General features: G+C 43.9%; 13 protein-coding genes. 7 read left to right on the top strand and 6 right to left on the bottom strand.

The window, feature by feature from the left end:
- Positions 1-21 precede the first annotated feature (21 nt).
- The 7 genes from panP (at position 22) to MIC7113_RS08460 (ending at position 14473) form a co-directional block, all read left to right on the top strand.
- A complete protein-coding gene (gene panP / locus MIC7113_RS08485) occupies positions 22-1692 on the top strand; it encodes a pyridoxal-dependent aspartate 1-decarboxylase PanP (RefSeq protein ID WP_015181758.1) in 1671 nt (556 codons plus the stop codon).
- 75 nt (positions 1693-1767) lie between these two features.
- Positions 1768-6438, top strand: coding sequence for a type I polyketide synthase (locus MIC7113_RS08480; RefSeq protein WP_015181757.1), 4671 nt, complete (start codon positions 1768-1770; stop codon positions 6436-6438).
- Between the two features lie 111 nt (positions 6439-6549).
- Positions 6550-10662: a non-ribosomal peptide synthetase gene (locus MIC7113_RS08475; protein ID WP_015181756.1), complete on the top strand. Its 4113-nt coding sequence runs from the start codon at positions 6550-6552 to the stop codon at positions 10660-10662.
- Positions 10662-12044: a cytochrome P450 gene (locus MIC7113_RS08470; protein WP_015181755.1), complete on the top strand. Its 1383-nt coding sequence runs from the start codon at positions 10662-10664 to the stop codon at positions 12042-12044. Before MIC7113_RS08475 ends, MIC7113_RS08470 begins: the two co-directional genes overlap by 1 nt.
- 40 nt (positions 12045-12084) lie before the next feature.
- Complete coding sequence (locus MIC7113_RS36085) at positions 12085-12240, top strand: hypothetical protein (RefSeq protein ID WP_015181754.1); 156 nt, start codon at positions 12085-12087, stop codon at positions 12238-12240.
- 57 nt (positions 12241-12297) lie between these two features.
- The gene (locus MIC7113_RS08465; RefSeq protein WP_015181753.1) at positions 12298-13662 is read left to right on the top strand and encodes an MATE family efflux transporter; all 1365 of its coding nucleotides are present in this window, start codon (positions 12298-12300) and stop codon (positions 13660-13662) included.
- A 31-nt stretch (positions 13663-13693) separates the two neighbouring features.
- Complete coding sequence (locus MIC7113_RS08460) at positions 13694-14473, top strand: thioesterase II family protein (RefSeq protein ID WP_015181752.1); 780 nt, start codon at positions 13694-13696, stop codon at positions 14471-14473.
- A 243-nt stretch (positions 14474-14716) separates the two neighbouring features.
- Here MIC7113_RS08460 and MIC7113_RS08455 read toward each other — a convergent pair whose 3' ends face one another.
- The 6 genes from MIC7113_RS08455 to MIC7113_RS37510 all read right to left on the bottom strand — a co-directional run bounded on the left by MIC7113_RS08455 (position 14717) and on the right by MIC7113_RS37510 (position 17347).
- Positions 14717-15232 (bottom strand): hypothetical protein, encoded by a 516-nt coding sequence (locus MIC7113_RS08455; protein ID WP_041779951.1) that lies wholly within the window; start codon positions 15230-15232, stop codon positions 14717-14719.
- Positions 15233-15280: 48 nt separating this feature from the next.
- Complete coding sequence (locus tag MIC7113_RS08450; protein ID WP_041779950.1) at positions 15281-15652, bottom strand: hypothetical protein; 372 nt, start codon at positions 15650-15652, stop codon at positions 15281-15283.
- A 20-nt stretch (positions 15653-15672) separates the two neighbouring features.
- Complete coding sequence (locus tag MIC7113_RS08445; protein ID WP_015181749.1) at positions 15673-15960, bottom strand: hypothetical protein; 288 nt, start codon at positions 15958-15960, stop codon at positions 15673-15675.
- A gap of 128 nt (positions 15961-16088) precedes the next feature.
- On the bottom strand, positions 16089-16880 hold the full coding sequence (locus MIC7113_RS08440) for a CPBP family intramembrane glutamic endopeptidase (RefSeq protein WP_015181748.1): 792 nt from the start codon (positions 16878-16880) through the stop codon (positions 16089-16091).
- A 28-nt stretch (positions 16881-16908) separates the two neighbouring features.
- Positions 16909-17127, bottom strand: a complete 219-nt coding sequence (locus tag MIC7113_RS37515) for a CPBP family intramembrane glutamic endopeptidase (RefSeq protein WP_390465315.1) — start codon at positions 17125-17127, stop codon at positions 16909-16911.
- Positions 17090-17347, bottom strand: coding sequence for a hypothetical protein (locus MIC7113_RS37510; protein ID WP_216596370.1), 258 nt, complete (start codon positions 17345-17347; stop codon positions 17090-17092). The genes MIC7113_RS37515 and MIC7113_RS37510 overlap by 38 nt, the downstream gene beginning before the upstream one ends.
- Positions 17348-17393: the final 46 nt, after the last annotated feature.

Below are 17393 nucleotides of genomic sequence, written 5' to 3'. Positions count from 1 at the left end.
ATTTATTCAGAGGATTTAAATATGACATTTAAACAAAAAACTTCACAACCAAATCAACTGACTAAGACTGAACTAGACTTGCCTTATGGGATTGAAGAAAAAATCAGTCAACTATTTAATTCAGCGAAAGAAGTAGCCTCTGTAGAGGAAAAAATAGATGTGCAATTCGATACTTTAACCCATGATTTTTTAGACGCCATTTATACTAATACGGATATCGATTATGCTTCGGTAATAGCAAATTTTTCTGACAGTAATGTTCCTGTTGAACCTTCTGATTTTGAAAGCTATCTCGAATACTTAGCTGACAATGTTATTGCCCATTCAGTACACACATCTTCGCCACGATTTATCGGTCACATGACCTCGGCACTTCCTTATTTTGTGCGACCTCTAGCCAAACTAATGACGGCAATGAACCAAAACGCCGTCAAAATGGAAACGGCTAAAGCCTTAAGCCCCTATGAACGTCAGGCTTTAGCAATGATGCATCGACTGATTTACAACTTTTCTGAGCATTTCTACGATCGGCATGTTCAAAACAGCCAGAGTACGTTGGGCATTTTGGTTTCTGGAGGCACTACAGCAAATATCACAGCGCTTTGGTGTGCTCGTAATGCTTCTTTGGGACCCAAGGATGGCTTTCTTGGTGTAGAAAAGGAAGGCTTAGCTGTAGCCCTAAATTTCTACGGCTACAAAGGAGCAGTGGTGATTGGCTCTGAGTTGATGCACTACTCGTTTGATAAAGCGGCTGATTTAATGGGCATTGGTACACAGGGTTTGATTAAAATTAAGAGCGATCGCAACAATCGGGTTGACATACAAGCCCTGCGCGAAGCTGTTGCAGACTGTCGTGTTCAGAACAAGCATATTATCGCGATTGTGGGCGTTGCTGGCACTACAGACTCTGGTGGTATGGATTCCCTTTGGCAAATCGCGGAGATTGCACGAGAAGCTAATGTTCATTTTCACGTAGATGCGGCTTGGGGTGGGCCACTCATCTTTTCCGAACAACATCGGTATAAGCTTGCTGGCATCGAACGGGCAGACTCAGTGACTATTGATGGACATAAACAACTGTATCTGCCGATGGGCATTGGTATGGTCTTTCTGCGCGATCCAAAAATGGCGCAAGCGATCGAAAAGAATGCCAGTTACACCATGCGTAAGAGTTCGTTCGATTTAGGAAAACGGACTTTGGAAGGTTCTCGACCCGCTATGGCATTATTCCTTCATGCTGGACTAAACCTGATAGGGGTCAAGGGATATGAATTTTTAATTGATGAAGGAATCAGGAAAACTCAATACATGGCTGCTCGTATCTGTGCCATGTCTGAGTTTGAATTGTTAGCCCAGCCAGATATTAACATTCTAATCTATCGCTACATCCCAGAGTCCTTGAGAGAGCGTGCTGCCAAGAAGCAGTTAACTGAAACTGATAATCAACTCATCAATCAATTTAATGAGTGCCTTCAAAAAAGCCAGCGTCAAGCGGGTCGTACCTTTATCTCGCGGACGATGAAAACAACTATCTGCGCTGGAAAAGAAGTTCCTATTGTTGCACTGCGGGCAGTGATTGCAAATCCACTGACTACTGAAGATGATATCGAAGCGGTTTTGAACGATCAGATTCAGATTGCCTTGGAACTTTCCACATCAACTTCTATAGAAGCGTCCGATAACGTAGCCTAATGAAGTAAAAAAAAGATCGAGTATCAGTTACGAGTCTCAACTATTGCAATCTATCAATTAAAAGGATTTATTTATATGAATAATTCAAATGAACTTAATACTATTGATCATAGAGATGAAATAGCTATTATTGGTCTAGCGGGTCGTTTTCCAGAGGCAAAAAATATTGATATTTTTTGGCAAAATCTGCGAGACGGGGTGGAGTCAATTTCTTTTTTTACAGATGAAGAACTAGTAGCCACAGGAATAGACGCCGCTGTGTTGAATGACCCCAGCTATGTCAAGGCTGGCACTGTACTAGAGAATATAGAATTTTTTGATGCTTCATTTTTCGGCTTTTCTCCCAGAGAAGCTGAAATAGCAGACCCACAACATCGTCTCTTCCTAGAAAGTGTCTGGGAAGCGCTAGAAAATGCTGGTTACAACTCGGAAACTTACAGTGACCAAATTGGTCTTTACGCTGGTGTAACCGTGAGTAGTTACTTATTTTCAAACCTATATCCAAATCGGGACTTAATAGAATCAGTAGACCAGTTCCAAACGTGGATTGGAAATGATAAAGACCACCTGCCCACGCAAATTTCTTACAAGTTAAACCTAAGGGGACCGAGCATCAATGTTCAGACCACTTGTTCTACATCTTTGGTTGCCGTTCACTTAGCCTGCCAAAGTTTGCTGAACGGCGAAAGTGATATCGCTTTGGCCGGTGGTGTTTCGATACAAGTGCCACAAAAAGCTGGTTACTACTATCAAGAAGGAGGGATTAATTCTCCTGACGGACACTGCCGAGCCTTCGATGCTAATGCTCAGGGAACCATTTTCGGCAATGGGTTGGGGGTTGTCGTGTTGAAGCGATTAGAAGATGCCCTTGCTGATGGCGATTGTATTCATGCCGTCATCAAAGGTTCGGCTATCAATAACGATGGCTCTTTAAAGGTTGGTTACACAGCCCCCAGCGTGGATGGTCAAAGAGAGGTGATTTTAGAGGCGCTTGCCTTAGCTGGAGTCGAATCTGAAACTATTAGCTACATCGAGGCTCACGGAACCGGAACTTCCTTAGGTGACCCTATTGAAATTGAGGCTCTCACACAGGCGTTCTCACTCCAAACTGACAAAAAAGGCTTCTGTGCTATTGGTTCAGTTAAAACCAATGTCGGACATTTGAATACAGCCGCTGGTGTTACTGGCTTAATTAAGACCATCCAAGCGCTTAAACATAAACAAATACCCCCCAGCTTGCACTTCAAACAGCCCAATCCCCAGATAGATTTTGCTAACAGTCCCTTCTACGTCAATACCACGTTGTCTGAATGGAAGACCAACGGTATTCCTCGCCGTGCTGGAGTCAGTTCTTTCGGAATTGGTGGAACTAATGCTCATGTGATTCTCGAAGAAGCTCCCGTCGTTGAAGCCTCTAGCTCTTCACGCCCTTGGCAGTTGTTGCTGCTCTCGGCTAAGACTAATTCAGCCCTGGAGTGCGCTACAACAAATTTGGCTGATTACTTCCAGCAACATCCCGATATTACCCTGCCTGATGTCGCTCATACCCTACAAGTAGGTCGTCGGGCTTTTGAGCATCGCCGCATGTTGGTTTGCCAGGACATTGACGATGCACTGAAAGTGCTGACCTCCCAAGAAGCGCAACGTATTTTCACTAACTATCGCAAACCCAGTCACTGTCCAGTAATCTTCATGTTTTCCGGACAAGGGGCGCAATATGTAAATATGGCGCAGGAACTGTACGAGGTGGAAGCCACCTTCAAAAAACATGTAGATACTTGCGCCAAGACTCTCCAACCCCTGCTCAATCTGGATATCCGCCAGATACTCTTCCCCAAAGCACAACTGGTTGAAGTTGCATCTCAACAACTACAACAAACAGCCATCACCCAACCAGCACTGTTTGTAATTGAATACGCCCTCGCCCAGTTGTGGATGGAATGGGGAGTGCGTCCAGAGGCGATGATTGGTCACAGCATCGGGGAATATGTCGCGGCAACAATTGCTGGTGTGTTCTCCTTGGAAGATGTTTTAGCAATTGTGGCAACCAGGGGAAAACTGATGCAACAGTTGCCCGTCGGGAGTATGCTGGCAATTCCACTTCCCGAAAAACAGGTGCAATCTCTGTTGGAGCAACAGACGCACGGTGGCCCGTCTATCCAAATAGCAGCAATCAATACTTCATCTTCATGCGTAGTTTCCGGTTCTAGGGAGGCTATAGCCTCACTCCAAAATCAATTATCCTCCCAAGGGATTGAATGTCGGCTATTGCATACATCTCATGCTTTCCACTCCCAGATGATGGAACCAATAGTGGAACCCTTTGTGCAGGCTGTCAAAAAAGTCAAACTCAATCCGCCACGCCTTCGCTTCATTTCCGATGTGACTGGTACTTGGATAAAAGATGAACAAGCGACAAATCCCAGCTACTGGGGTCAACATCTACGGCAATCTGTGAAGTTTTCTGATGGGATATCTCAACTATTAGAGCAGTTTGATGGTGTTTTCTTAGAGGTAGGTCCGGGGCGGACATTAAGCACACTCACAACACAGCATTTGAAGCCACAAGCCAAACAACAGGTGCTGACTTCCTTACGCCATGTCAAAGAACAACAATCGGATGTGAGCTTCTTGTTGCAGACACTAGGTCGGTTGTGGCTAGCTGGAGTAGAGATAGATTGGTCAGGATTTTATACCCACGAGCGGCGTCATCGTCTGCCTTTGCCTACCTACCCCTTTGAGCGACAAAGATACTGGATTGAGGCAAAATCGTCATCACCTTCTTTAAGTAGCAAGCCAGTAACAGTAGACAAAAAACAAGACATTGCTGACTGGTTCTATATCCCTTCATGGAAACGTTCCTTGCTACCTCATGCATCCTTCCCTTCTCCAATAGAATCTGCACAAGAACAATGGTTGTTGTTTGTTGATGAGTGGGGGGTAGGTTCCCAGTTAGTTAACAAACTGGAACAGAATGGCAAAAATGTGCTTGTGGTGAAAGTGGGAGAGAAATTTACACAATTGAGTGAGGGAGTCTATGCTATTAATCCCCAAAACAGAGATGACTACGAGGCGTTGTTCCAAGAGCTGATTGCACAAGATAAAATTCCCCATAACATTGCTCACTTATGGAGTCTGAATACTTTTGACAATCGTCAACTGGGTAAGTATTTAGAATTTAACAGTTTGCTATTTTTAACGCAGTCTCTTGGTAAGCTCAACATTAATGAGTACCTGCAAATATGGGTTGTATCGAACCAGACCCAAGAAGTCAGTGGCAATGAAACTCTGGTTCCAGAGAAAGCAACAGTCTTAGGTTTATGTAAGGTAATTCCGCAAGAGTATCCTAATATCACCTGTCGGAGTATTGATGTTGCTTTAACGAATCGCCAAGACGCAGAGAGAGGACGAGGAGATTGTGACAGTCCTATTATTGACCAAATCTTAGGTGAGTTCACAGCTTTGTCGTCAGACTTGGTTGTTGCATATCGCGATCGCTACCGCTGGGTACAAACATTTGAGCCAATGCGCTTAGAGTCAGTAATTGAAGAAAAAACTCGTTTGAGACAACAAGGTGTATACCTGTTTCCAGGCGGACTGGAAAGTCTTGGAGTTGTGATTGCGGAATATCTAGCAAAAACCCTACAAGCCAAACTCATATTTATCGAAGATTCCGCTTTCCCTGGCAGGGATGAATACTTGCAATGGTTAGAAACTCACGCTCAAGAAGATGAGGTGAGTCGTAAAATCAGAAAATTGCTAGTGTTAGATGAATTAGGTGCAGAAGTTTTGGTGGTGCGTGCAGATGCAACTAACTACGATCAAATGCACCAGAGCCTTGCACCTGAAAAGGTTGGTCAAATTCATGGGGTTATCTATTCAACTGGAATAACACGCGAAAATATATTTAGTTCGATATCAGAAATTGATAGTACAACGTTAGAAAAACAACTTGACTATCAACGCCATAAAATTACTGTATTAGAACAAATAATACAAAATAAAAATCTAAGTTTTTGTATTATATTTTCTTATTTGTCTTCCATTTTAGGAGGGTTTGGGTTAGCTTTATACTCAGGGGTTAATCAATTAACAGATACCTTTACTCAAAGACAAAGACAAAACCAAACTAAATGTCCCCCCTGGCTTTCTATAAATTGGGATAAATTGCAACTGAATGCAACCCAAGAACAAACAGTATTTGAACAGGCATCTGGGGTGGAGTTAGCCATCACTGAAATAGAAAGCGTAGAAGTATTTAAACGGATACTCTCTTTAGGAGAGGGAACTCAAGTTGTTGTTTCCACAGTCGATCTCAAAACCCGGTGCGATCGCCTTTGGCGCGGCACGCAGCGCCATCACACATTTAACCTTGACTCTCTACCAGATTCAAAACATTCCAGTCAAGCAGACTTATCCTCACGCTATTCCAGACCTAACCTTAGTAATTCCTATGTTGCTCCAACTAACGAGTTAGAAAAACAAATTGCCGAAATCTGGCAAGAAGTTCTTGGAATTGCACAAGTTGGTATTTACGATAACTTCTATGAATTGGGAGGAGACTCTCTGATTGCAACTCAACTAGTTTCTCGATTGCGAACAAAGTTTCCAGTAGAGCTACCACTGCGAGACCTTTTACTGCAAGCAATGATACCTGTAAAACAAGCAGAAATGATTGAGCAACTTATGTTAGAGAAAATTGAAGAATTATCGGAAGAACAAGTTGCAGTTCTTTTAGGTAACTAGTTTTCGTGCTAATTGGAACAATCCCTAAAATTTTTGCTAGCAGTACATCGCTGACTAAAACAGGCACTCACTTTACAAGTTATAACGTAACAAGTATTAAAATTCTCCGAAATGGATAAGCAATACCCCAATTTATCACCCGCCAAGAAAGCCCTTTTGGAAAAGTGGAAAGGAGGAAAATTTAAAGCTGATACTATTCCAAAGCGTCAATTCTATAACAAGGCTCCTTTATCTTTCTCGCAACAAAGGCTGTGGTTTATTGACCAACTTTACCACGGGAGTCCTTTCTACAATATTCCTATCGCCTGTCATTTAAAAGGACTGCTTAATATTACTGCATTCCAGCAAAGTCTTAATGAAATCTTTAAGCGTCATGAAGTTTTGCGTACAACTTTTGCACTTGTAAATGGAGAGCCAGTACAGGAGATTGTACCGGAATTAACCTGGAACTTACCCATCATCAATTTCGAGCATTTGTCCGGAAAAAACTGGGAACCAGAGATTAAACAACTTGCCGCTGAAGAAGCCAAGAAACATTTCAATTTGGCTAAAGAACCTTTAGTCAGAGCAACTTTACTGCGATTGAGTGACGAAGAACACGTCTTCCTTTTGACCATGCACCATATCATTACGGATGGATGGTCTATGGGTGTGTTTCTGCGGGAGTTTGCAACACTGTATGCAGCTTTCTCCACAAATCAGCCTTCTCCCTTAGCTGAACTCCCGATTCAGTATGCAGATTTTGCGGTTTGGCAGCGCGATCGCTTCCAAGGTGAAGTCCTATCAACTCAACTTAATTATTGGAAGCAACAACTCAGCGGCGAACTACCTGTACTACAGTTACCCGCAGATCGTCCGCGACCTACTGTGACCACTTTTACTGGTGCTAAGCAATACTTTACATTCTCAAAAACTCTCACAGATGCACTAAATCAATTCAGTCAGCGAGAAGATGCCACTTTATTTATGACTCTGCTGGCAGCATTCAATACCTTGCTGTACCACTACACAGACCAAGAAGACATCCTAATTGGTTCCCCAATTGCCAACCGGAATCGAGCTGAATTAGAAGGGATGCTGGGTTTGTTTGTGAATACTTTGGTGTTGCGTAATAACCTCAGTGGCGACCCTAGCTTCCGCGAACTGCTACATCGAGTGCGTGAGGTAACTCTCGATGCTTATGCACATCAGGATTTGCCTTTTGAGATGCTTGTAGAAGAATTGCAACCCGACCGAGACTTAAGCCGGAATCCGCTTTATGAAGTGATGTTTGTCCTGCAAAACACCCCAATGCCCGCGCAGGAAATTTCTGGTTTAACCTTGCGTACTTTGGAGTTCGATAGCGGTACAGCTCAGCTGGACATTTTCCTGTCGATGTCTGAATCTCAACAGGGTTTAACAGGGTTTTTGGAGTACAATACAGACATTTTTGAAGAGGTAACAATAACCCGATTCATCAGCAATTTCCAAGCTTTATTGGAAAACATTGTTGCGAATCAAGAACAGCGCATCTCAGAATTGTCACCCCTCACGGCTAAAGAGCGAGAGCAACTATTATTTGAGTGGAATCAGACTCGTGCAGATTATCCCCAAGATGCATCTCTCCATCAACTATTTGAGCAGCAAGTCAAGCATTCTCCTGATGCATTAGCATTAATTAGCCAAACAGAGCAACTGACTTATCGTCAACTTAATCAGAGAATTAATCAGCTTGCCCATTATTTACAAAAACAAGGTGTAACCAAAGTTTCTTTGGTTGCGATTTGTCTGGAACGTTCAGTAGAAATGGTTGTGGGAATTTTAGCTGTCCTCAAAGCTGGCGGTGCATACATTCCCCTTGACCCAAGTTATCCAGTCGATCGCCTTGGCTTCATGCTCTCTGATTCCCAGGCATTGGTGTTAATCACCCAACAAGAGATATTAGAAAAGCTACCTGCATCAAAAGCCAAAACTATATGCCTGGACATCCACAAAGACGAAATTGCCCAAGAAAGTCAGGAAAACCCGATCAGTCCGTCAAAAGCTGATAATCTCGCTTATATTATCTATACTTCTGGTTCCACCGGAACTCCTAAAGGCGTTCTTGGGACTCACCAAGGTACAGTCAATGGCTTGCACTGGCTGTGGAAAACCTATCCCTTCACACAAGAGGAAGTTTGTTGCCAGAAGACAGCGATTAGCTTTGTAGACTCAGTATGGGAAATTTTTGCTCCCTTACTTCAGGGCGTTCCCAGTGTGATTATTCCCGATGCCATTCTCAAAGACCTCCAATTGTTCATCGAAACTCTGGCACATCACAACGTTACGCGTATCGTACTTGTGCCCTCACTGCTGCGCTTACTTTTGGATACCTACAGTCATCTGACTAGAAATTTGTCACATCTAAAACTCTGGATAACGAGTGGTGAAGCGCTGTCTGTTAGCTTAGCTCAAACATTCCGAGAATTAATGCCATCTGCGAAACTGATCAACCTCTATGGCTCATCGGAAGTTTCTGCCAACGTCACTTACTACGACATTAGTTTATTGCCAGAACAAGCAACCAGCATTCCCATTGGTCGCCCTATTGACAATACTCTGGTCTATGTATTGAATCGCCATTTGCAACTAACGCCTGTAGGAGTTGTTGGTGAACTCTATATTGGTGGCGATGGATTAGCTAGGGGATATTTGCATCGTCCTGAATTAACTCAGGCAAGGTTTATTGATAACCCCTTTTTTCCAGGAACCAAACTTTACAAAACTGGCGACTTAGTGCGTTATCTCAACGATGGAAATCTAGAGTATTTAGGTCGCCATGATGACCAAGTCAAAATCCGTGGCTTCCGAGTGGAACTGGAAGAAATTGCCACTGTAGTCTCACAACATCCAGATGTGCAAGAATCTGTCGTCATTGTCCGAGATGATGCTCAAGGCGATCGGCGTTTGATTGCATATATAGTGACAGATCAGCCAGACATAGTGCCACAGTTAAGCGCTGACTTACAGCAGAAACTGCCAAATTACATGCTACCGTCCGCTTTCGTAGTACTAGATGCACTCCCACTGACACCTAATGGTAAAGTAGACAAGCAAGCGCTTCCCACCGACGACGGTATCCGACCAAACACCACGAAATCCTTCATTGCTCCCCGGAATTTTACGGAACTGACTTTAGCGAAGACTTGGGAAAATCTCCTGAATACTAGCCCGATTGGAGTAACAGATAACTTCTTTGACTTGGGTGGTCATTCGTTTTTAGCTGTACGCTTAATGGCTCAAATATACGATCGATTTGGGCACAATCTTCCCCTGTCTGCTCTTTTTGAAAACCCAACGATTGAAAAACTAGCTCACCTTGTCAGTCAGCCTGTCCATGAGACATCCAATTCTCATCTGGTAGCCATTCAGTCTTCTGGTTCCAAAATTCCTTTTTTCTGTATGCATGGCGCTGGTGGAGGTGTTCAGGCTTACTTTAACTTGTCCAGAAGACTGGGTGAGAACTACCCATTTTATGCATTGCAACATACCCCTGACCAAGAGGAACCTGAAATAATTTCGGTGGAGGAAACAGCAGCTCGATACCTCGAAGAAATTCGTCAGGTACAACCGAATGGCCCTTATCTTTTAGGAGGGTTTTGTTACGGGGGTGTACTTGCTTTTGAAATGGCGCAACAATTGCAAAGGCAGGGTCAAACAGTAGGTTTGCTAGTTGTCATCGACGCCATATTATCAGAAACAGCCGTTAAACCAGCAGACGATGATGATGCAAAATTCTTCCTTCGCATGGCGGAATCGCTAAAAACTAACAATAATATTGACTTTTCCCTTCCTTTTGAGGAACTTCGAGATTTGCCAGTGGATGAGCAATTTCATTTAATCAATAAAAAAGCTAACTTCATCTTTAGCGACAAAGAGGTTAAGGATTTTCTCCGCTATTACAAACTTTTCAAAGCTCATGTCCAAGCCATGCGAGATTATGTTCCGCAGGTTTATCCTCACCAGATGACTCTCTTGAAAGCTAAGGAGCAAATTATTCATGACTTTGAGAGTCCAGAATTCCATACTGATGACCCCTTTCTAGGTTGGAGTAAATGTTCCACCCAGCCTATTCAAGTCATTGAAGTTTCAGGAGATCATTTCTCGATGTTCGTCGAACCTCATATTCAGGAATTAGCTAGACAGTTGAGAAATCTTATTGATAAGGCTCACTCTTGTATACAGAACGCAAGTAAAGAATACTGATGAAACTACCCCCAGGACCGAAAGCTCCCGCTAGACAACTGTATCCGAAACTCCAAGCTGACCCCTTTGGCTGGCTGGATGCCATGTGCAAACGCTATGGTGAGATCTTCACCATAATCATGCCTGATTCTACACCAACACTGTTCGTCAGCAATCCTTCAGGGATAAAGCAGATTTTCACTAACGTCAAAGAAATCACTGCATCCGGTGCATTGAACCAGAGTTTCGCCTTGATTACAGGAGAGCGAGGAGTCCTTCAACTCGATGGCTTCCGTCACAAACATCGGCGCAAGCTGTTAATGCAGGCTTTTCACGGAGAGCGGATGCAAGCCTGCGGACGACGGATCTGCGAACTCACAGAAAAAATCATGAGTCAACAGGCGATCGGGAAACCTTTTATTGCCTACCCTACCATCGAAGATATCACCCTGCGAGTGGGTATAGAGGTTGTGATGGGATTGCCTGAAGGAGAGCGCTATGACAAAATCAAGCATCTATTCGTTTCTGTGCTCAAACATGCGAATTCTCCCTTGTTTGAGATTGCCACAAGACTCCCCTTTGGACAACGGGATTTAGGTCGGTGGAGTCCACAGGGATACCTGCTTCACCTCCGGCAAGAACTTTTCCAATTGCTATACGCTGAAGTCCAAGAACGCCGCAAGCAAGCAAAACCTTCACACACTGACATTCTCTCCGATCTCATATTTGCTCATGATGAATCAGGTGAACCATTAAGCGATGAAGAGGTGCGCGACCTTCTATTATCACCCATATTCGCAGCTCAAGATGCTTCAGCAACTGCGATCGCCTGGTCTTTGTACTGGATTCACCGTTTACCTGTCGTTCGCGATCGACTGATTGAGGAACTCGATAGCCTTGGTAAAAATCCAGAGCCCATGAGCATTGTTGCATTACCCTACCTTAATGCTGTTTGTAACGAAGCTTTGCGAATTTACCCGACTCAGTTATTTACATTTCCCAGGTTGGTAGAGTCCCCAGTTGAGGTGATGGGTTATGAGTTGAGTCCGGGTGTAGCGCTCACTGGTAATATTTATTCCACACATCAGCGTGAAGATTTATACCCAGAGCCAAAACAATTCAAGCCAGAGCGCTTTCTAGAAAAACAATTCTCTCCCTACGAATTTTTTCCCTTTGGCGGCGGTGCTCGTGTTTGTATCGGAGGCACTTTTGCCCTATTTGAAATGAAGCTGGTGTTGGCGACGATTCTTTCGCGCTATCAATTAGCACTGGTTGACAAGCGACCAGAGAAACCGAAGTTTGGGGGTTTGATGTGCTACCCAGCTAGTGGCGTGAAAATGCTCATGCAGGGTCGGCGTCAGCATCAAGGACAGTCTCAGCCATTGGTTGTTGGTTCAATTTAACAGCGATCGATAATTCAACAATCACTAATAAAAAATACTCATGAACGATGAAAAGTCTTGTAAGCAATCGTTTCAAGTCCCCAGCTTTCTCTATGATAAAGATAAAGAAATATCCAAGCGAGAGGGAGCCAGTACAAGTGAGCAGTCGAATTGGTGCGTCTTTATTTTAAGTCCCTACATTTGGAATGGCGGTTAATTTAATCCGGGGCTATCACCTCGCTGCGCTAACATCCTTCATACTTCAGCATTCAGAATGACTTCCCACAAACAATCTCAACTGACCAATGAGATCCTCAATGGCAATCTCGTTAAACTGATGTTCAAGTTATCAACTCCCGGTATTCTGGGAATGCTGCTAATTGCCTTGAATACTTTTCTTGATGCTTTATTTGCCGGACGACTTATTGGTGAAACTGCCTTAGCCGCTATATCCCTTGCTTTGCCACTCACGTTTATTGTTATTGGATGTGGCATGTCCGTCGGAGTCGGTTCTGCCTCAATCCTCAGTCGAGCCATTGGTTCAGGAGATACCAAAACTCAGTCAAGAATATTTGGTACCTTGATAATTATAAGTGTCATTATTTCTTCTTTTATCACTATTTTTGGATACAGTTTTAGTGATGAATTAATTTCCTTTATGGGAGGAGAAGGTGAAGTAGCTGCCTATGGTTCAGAGTACTTTAAAACCTATCTGTTGGGGTCAGTATTTTTGGTCGTAGCCGTCTCTTCTAGTCAGTTAATAAAAGCTGAAGGTAGAATTGCACTAGCGAGCTTATTTGCTGGAATTTATGTTGTGCTTAATAATATTTTAAATCCTCTCTTTGTGAGTGTATTTAATTTGGGAATTAAAGGAATTGCTTGGGCTACAGTTATCTCAGGTGTAGTTTATTGTTTTGTAAATTGTACATACTTTATTTCCGGTAAAAGTTTGATTTCGGTTAATCCCAAACAAATTACTCTTGCAGTAGATTTACTACCAACAATACTATCAGTAGGGACATCAGTAATGCTCATGCAAGTCATAGGCATAGTTCAACAAATCGTGTTTTTTAAATCAATCGCTTACTATGGAACGGATAGTGATATTGCTTTCGCGGGAGCAACGATTAGCTTATATTCCTTGGTAATCACTCCTTTATATGGATTTGTGCAAGCCCTAAATCCAGTAATTGGTATGAATTATGGAGCTAGAGACTATAAAAGAATCAAGGATGCCTACTTAATTTTTGGAATAGGAGGAACCATTTTTTTAATTCTAATCTGGCTACCTTTACAATTAGATCCCAAAATATTTCTTAGCTGGTTAATACCAAATTTTGCTTTTACTTATAATGATTTACTAAACTTTCGCCTGGTTGTTTTTTTCCTACCATTTGCTTCTTTTATATCCTGTAGTATTGCCTTGTTTCAGTCTATAGGTAATGGTAAAATGGCAGGATTTATTACCCTGTTAAGACAATTAGTTTTATTTTTACCAATATTTTTGATTTTACCAATATTTTTTGGAGTTAATGGAATTTACTATGGTTTTCCGTTTGTAGATACACTGGCTTTTGTGATAATTTCTTTGTTGACTTGGATAGAATTTAAAAAAAATCATTCTTCCAAACCTTGCTAATTTATAGAAACTATTTTATTGATAGTTGACAATGACAACAGCACAAACCTCAAAGTCATGGGTTATCTGTCCTCAACCCAATGCTCAAGCAAAGCTGCGACTCTTCTGCTTTCACTATGCTGGTGGAGGAGCATGGAGTTTTCGCACTTGGTCAGATAATTTACCGTCATCTGTTGAGGTTTGCTCTGTTGAATTACCCGGACGGGGATTCCGGTTGACAGAGGCTGCGTTTACGAATCTCGATCCCTTGGTTCAAGCGATCGCCGATGCCCTCCTTCCCCGTTTAGACAAGCCATTTGCCTTCTTTGGACACAGCATGGGTGGACTGGTTAGCTTTGAATTGACCCGCCTACTCCGCAGAAACTACAACTTGAATCCAGTTCAGCTGTATGTCTCCGGTCATCGTGCCCCTCAACTTCCCGATCCAGACCCACCGATCCACAACCTGCCAGAACCCGAATTCCTGGAGGAACTACGCGACCTTGAGGGTACCCCTCAAGCGGTGTTAGAAAATGCTGAACTGATGCAACTACTCCTTCCTACCCTACGTGCAGACTTTACTGTTGTCGAAACTTATGCTTATACTGCCGAGCCACCGCTAGATTGTCCTATTACTGCTTTTGGGGGGTTGCAGGATCGAGAGGTGAGCTACGACGAGTTAAAAGCTTGGCAAGAGCAGACAAATATAGCGTTCTCACTACATATGCTTCCTGGCAATCACTTCTTCCTACACTCCGCTCAGTCACTCCTGCTAAAACTCCTTTCCCAAGACCTGCACCAACTGATCTGTGAGGTAGACCCATTGAGGTAGAGCCAAGGCTTGCTTCCACACTGTCAGTGGAACGATAATATTGCCGCCACCGGGGACTGGAATAGCCATTCTGTGTCTACCCCTAAAAGAGTCCTATTTGAGGTCTAAACGTGTCTTATACCGAGCAGCTACTAGGGCCTAAATGAAACCTATTTAGGACATAAACAGGATGTGTGGAGTCACTTAAGCATTTTTACTTATGAAGTCGTCTAACGCCTTCCGTGCTGCTTTGTACCCCGGTGCTTAAGTGCCCAACTTCAACGAATTGAGGATGCGATCGCCGGAACGGCATCGGCAAAGGCGATCGCGAATTGTCCTCAGATGCTCTGGATCATCGGAGGTTTCCCAGTTGTTGATCGCCTGTTTTTGCACTAAAGTCTCGACCCACTGCGCTTCTCCTCCTGCGGGAATTGGTTCAGAAGCCTTCTGAATCAGTTGAAAGACTTTTTGAGTCAGAAACGGCTGCCCCCCTGTCCAGTCCAATACCGCTTGCAGCACCGCTATTGGGTTGCTGGCAATTCTCTCCAATCCCACAGCTAAAGGCTGAACTTCAGAGATACTAAAGTTTGTCAATTCAATGGCATGACCGATATTAAAAATTGTAGTCGCCAATGTCCACCAGAGCCACAGGCGAGGTGCGATCGCCAATTGTCGTGTTTCATCTTGCCATTCATGCTGCACCATAATGCTCATCCCAGTGTTGCACTTCAACTCGATATCTGTACTATTCGGTTCAACCTCTGTGAAAGCGGTTTTCATCAACAGAACGATGAATCGAGCGATTCAGAAATTTGCAGATTGTCATCCCTAATTTTCAGGATTCACTTGCCTTATAATCACAATATTTTCAGCAAACAGTAAAACAACGATTAGCCGCGAAAACGCTCGTAAAATAGCTTCCATCGTCCAGTTCTGACTTTGAACCTCCCAAATTATCCAAATAATAGTGAATCCAATCACCAACGAGGATAGGATTACCGATGAATTGCGGCTGCGATAGAAGCGGATTGTCCTCTCCCGCCAAGATGGATTGAAAATACAAGCGATGTAGGACACTCCTGCACTGATCAACAGGCTAGTTTGAAGGCCCGAAGGTAGGTTTGGGTATCCAAACGCGATCGCCGTCAGACAGACTCCCAGCGCGAGGTACAGGAAAGTAAACAAGGTAGATCGTTTCATTCTTTCTTCTCTGGTGAAGCTTATTCTCTGTACCAAACACGCACACATTGAAAGCATTTGATTGCAAGCCCCTGACTGATCATCACTGGGTGGAAAGCATTACTGGTCGTCACTCCGTAGACATCATCACTGGTGCCTTCAATCCGATCAGGTAAAACAACGGTTTCAACATTGATTACCTGTATCGTTGTACTTTCGATCCACTGATTGACAGCACTCACAACCTCAGAAAAAGATTCATACTCGGAAGGTCCGCCGAAGGGTCCCCGTTCAGTAATTCGAGGCGCAAAATCTTTGCATTGAATCATGTGATTGACCACCTTAAAACTGTAGAGTTGAGCATCAATTCAAGTAGTGGGCATCGCCCACCATCTTTAAAACCTTTCACAGTAAAGCTTTATGGGCAGTGATAGCCCTACGAGATCTATTCCAAAACTTAAACCAACCTTGCCAGTAAACCGTTAAGAACAAAGGTAAAAGCATGAACGCTGATGTGGGCTAACATTGCAGCTTCTAGCGAGTATTGCCAAAAGAGCCAGCCAAACGCAATTCCCGCAATTCCATTCAGTAACAATGCTCGAATAATCACAACGGTCGTGAGGGGAACGATCGCAGCAGTCGCTGGCAGGTGTAGTAGTCCAAATACCAACGCGGCTAGAACGATCGCACCCTGGTAAATCCCTTGACTGGGCAACGTAACGCCTTGTTTTAGAACTTTCCACACGATCCAAACAAGCAGCGACATTAAACCCCAACGCAGCAGAATTTCCTCAGTGATGCCGCCATAGGACATTGCTGTAAGCAAATTCAACCCACTTGGCTCTGGATTATTGGCTGCCCGTAGCGCTTCAGGTAGAGCAGGTTGCATCAACCGATCGAGCAACAGGAGAACGATCGCCGCCGCTGCACCCACACCCAAACTCCACTTTATCTCGATAGCAAAAGATGGAGACTTAGTGGTATGAAACACCCAATGATCAATCAAATGGGAGTTTAATCCAACGCGATAGGCACAACCAATGCCGATTAGAATGCTGATTGCCAGTAGAACTGAATACTGTAGTCCTTGCAGAAGCATTAAAGTCCACAATGGAGGTACTTTTTCCAGTCTTTCTGGAGACAGTTTCGCTAACTGTTGCTCGATTAAAGGAATAGACGTGATCGTGAACATGACAATTCCGACACTGCCCAATACAAATAAAATCCCAAATTGTTTCAGAATTACCATTGGTTTAATCTCCAGATGATCTGTCCTATTAGCCCGTGCTGGTGAACAGCACCATCAGCAGGAACGAGGGCAGGTTGAAAACGAAGTGGACGACGAGACCCGGCCAGATCGATCCACTGCGACGGAAGACCTCGGCGGTGGCAAGACCAGCCACCACAGCAGCGGGAAAGATGCTGTTGATCCCATGCATGAGGGCAAAGATCACAGTGCTACCCACGACCCCAGCGAACGGACCGTAGCGCAGCAGGGCGTTGGTGACGATGCCTCGGTAGAGCAGCTCCTCGCCAAGGGGTGAGAAGACCGAGTTGCTTGAACAGCGAGACGCCTCCGAACCCTACAATTAAATAGACAACGAGTCCGACAATAATCTCGGGCCAGCCCGGACGGGAGGTTTTGCTAGACCGAGCCGAGGATGCGGAAGGGGGCTTTCCCGACTCCCGCAGGTGATTTGAAGAAACACGAGGCATGATCATTGACTCCTTTTATCGGGTTGCTGACTTCAGTTGCTGATGG

Origin of the sequence: Allocoleopsis franciscana PCC 7113 (assembly GCF_000317515.1) — a bacterium.
In the GTDB taxonomy this organism is placed as follows: Bacteria; Cyanobacteriota; Cyanobacteriia; order Cyanobacteriales; family Coleofasciculaceae; genus Allocoleopsis; species Allocoleopsis franciscana.
This window is presented reverse-complemented; position numbering and strand designations above follow the sequence as displayed.

Coding starts and splice junctions, on each gene's coding strand:
- panP (WP_015181758.1), top strand. CDS start 22: ATGACATTTAAACAAAAAACTTCACAACCAAATCAACTGACTAAGACT.
- MIC7113_RS08480 (WP_015181757.1), top strand. CDS start 1,768: ATGAATAATTCAAATGAACTTAATACTATTGATCATAGAGATGAAATA.
- MIC7113_RS08475 (WP_015181756.1), top strand. CDS start 6,550: ATGGATAAGCAATACCCCAATTTATCACCCGCCAAGAAAGCCCTTTTG.
- MIC7113_RS08470 (WP_015181755.1), top strand. CDS start 10,662: ATGAAACTACCCCCAGGACCGAAAGCTCCCGCTAGACAACTGTATCCG.
- MIC7113_RS36085 (WP_015181754.1), top strand. CDS start 12,085: ATGAACGATGAAAAGTCTTGTAAGCAATCGTTTCAAGTCCCCAGCTTT.
- MIC7113_RS08465 (WP_015181753.1), top strand. CDS start 12,298: ATGACTTCCCACAAACAATCTCAACTGACCAATGAGATCCTCAATGGC.
- MIC7113_RS08460 (WP_015181752.1), top strand. CDS start 13,694: ATGACAACAGCACAAACCTCAAAGTCATGGGTTATCTGTCCTCAACCC.
- MIC7113_RS08455 (WP_041779951.1), bottom strand. CDS start 15,232: ATGAAAACCGCTTTCACAGAGGTTGAACCGAATAGTACAGATATCGAG.
- MIC7113_RS08450 (WP_041779950.1), bottom strand. CDS start 15,652: ATGAAACGATCTACCTTGTTTACTTTCCTGTACCTCGCGCTGGGAGTC.
- MIC7113_RS08445 (WP_015181749.1), bottom strand. CDS start 15,960: ATGATTCAATGCAAAGATTTTGCGCCTCGAATTACTGAACGGGGACCC.
- MIC7113_RS08440 (WP_015181748.1), bottom strand. CDS start 16,880: ATGGTAATTCTGAAACAATTTGGGATTTTATTTGTATTGGGCAGTGTC.
- MIC7113_RS37510 (WP_216596370.1), bottom strand. CDS start 17,347: ATGCCTCGTGTTTCTTCAAATCACCTGCGGGAGTCGGGAAAGCCCCCT.